Raw genomic sequence first — 1,537 nt, forward strand, 5'->3', positions numbered from 1 at the left:
CTGGAATCCCGACTTCTGCGGCGATCTGGACATGGAGATCAAGGCCGACGGCACCTGGTTCTATCTGGGCACGCCGATCGGGCGCATGCCGCTGGTGCAGCTTTTCTCCTCGGTGCTGCGCAAGGACGCCGATGGCAGGACCTATCTGGTGACACCGGTAGAAAAGGTCGGCATCCGCGTCGCCGATGCGCCGTTCATCGCCGTCGAAATGGACGTTTCGGGCAGCGGCGAGGCGCAGACAATCACCTTCCGCACCAATGTCGGCGACGTCGTCGAAGCCGGGCCGGAACGGCCGCTGCGGTTTGTCGATGAGAACGAGACCGGCGGGTTGAAGCCCTATGTGCTGGTGCGTGGCCGTCTGGAGGCGCTGGTGGCGCGGCCGGTGATGTATGAACTGGTCGGGCATGGCGAGGAGATCGAAATCGGCGGCGAGACGATGTTCGCGGTGCGCTCCAAGGGCGCCGTGTTCCCGATCATGCCGGCGGACCAGTTGAAGCGGCTGAGCGCGTGATGGACCAGGTGACGCCGGCGCCGTTTTCATCCGCGGATTTTCGCGCGCGCTTTGCCGTGCAGCCCGATGCACATGCAGGCGACGACGACTATGGCGACCATCGCTTCAACCCCGGCCATCCGCGCCTCAACCAGGGCAAGGCGCTGCGCAATGCCGCGGTGCTGATCCCGGTGGTCGATCATGAGGGCGATGCGACGGTTCTTCTGACCAAACGGGCCGAAAAGCTGCGCAGCCATTCGGGGCAGGTGGCCTTTCCCGGCGGCACTATCGATCCGACCGATCCGAGCCCTGAGGCGGCGGCGCTGCGCGAGACCTTCGAGGAGATCGGGCTTGGCCGAGATGGCATCGAGATCATCGGCCGCATGCCCGACTATGTCGCCGGCAGCGGCTACCGCATCGCCCCGGTGCTTGGCATCGTGCGGCCCGGTTTCCAACTGACGCTCAACGCAGACGAGGTCGATGCCGCTTTCGAAGTGCCGCTGCGCTTCCTGATGGACCCGGCCAACCACAAGCGCGACAGCCGTATGTGGAACGATCTCGAATGGTTCTTCTACGACATGCCTTACGGCGACCGGCGCATCTGGGGCGTCACCGCCGGCATCATTCGTACTCTCTATGAAAGGCTCTATGCGTGAGTGTCTCGATCGCGGGCAGGGCCGATTGGCTCACCGACAAGCATCTACAGCGCCTGCTGTTCGCATTGGCCGAAGGCGGTGAAGAGGCGCGAGTCGCCGGCGGCGCGGTGCGCAACACGCTGATGGACCAGCCGGTCGCCGACATCGACATCGCCACCACCTGCTTGCCGCAGCAAACCCTCCGCCGCGCCGAAGCGGAAGGGTTCAAGGCGGTGCCAACCGGCATCGAGCATGGGACGATCACCGTGGTTGCCGGCGGAAAGCCCTATGAAATCACCACCTTGCGCGCCGATATCGAAACCGACGGGCGGCGCGCGAAAGTGTCGTTCGGGCGCGACTGGAAGCTCGATGCCGAGCGGCGCGACTTCACCATCAACGCGCTCTATGCCGA

General features: G+C 64.9%; 2 protein-coding genes and 1 pseudogene. All 3 read left to right on the top strand.

Annotation, left to right across the window (positions count from 1 at the left end):
• Positions 1-511, top strand: a 511-nt coding sequence (locus EN879_RS35385; RefSeq protein ID WP_164774817.1) for a DUF1285 domain-containing protein, incomplete at its 5' end; no start/stop codon positions are given.
• Positions 511-1,146 (top strand): CoA pyrophosphatase, encoded by a 636-nt coding sequence (locus EN879_RS35390; RefSeq protein WP_063168849.1) that lies wholly within the window; start codon positions 511-513, stop codon positions 1,144-1,146. The genes EN879_RS35385 and EN879_RS35390, both read left to right, overlap by 1 nt.
• A pseudogene (locus EN879_RS35395) lies at positions 1,143-1,537 on the top strand (CCA tRNA nucleotidyltransferase); the annotation flags it as partial. The gene EN879_RS35390 and the pseudogene EN879_RS35395, both read left to right, overlap by 4 nt.

Source organism: Mesorhizobium sp. M7A.F.Ca.AU.002.02.1.1, from assembly GCF_003998535.1.
In the GTDB taxonomy this organism is placed as follows: Bacteria; Pseudomonadota; Alphaproteobacteria; order Rhizobiales; family Rhizobiaceae; genus Mesorhizobium; species Mesorhizobium ciceri.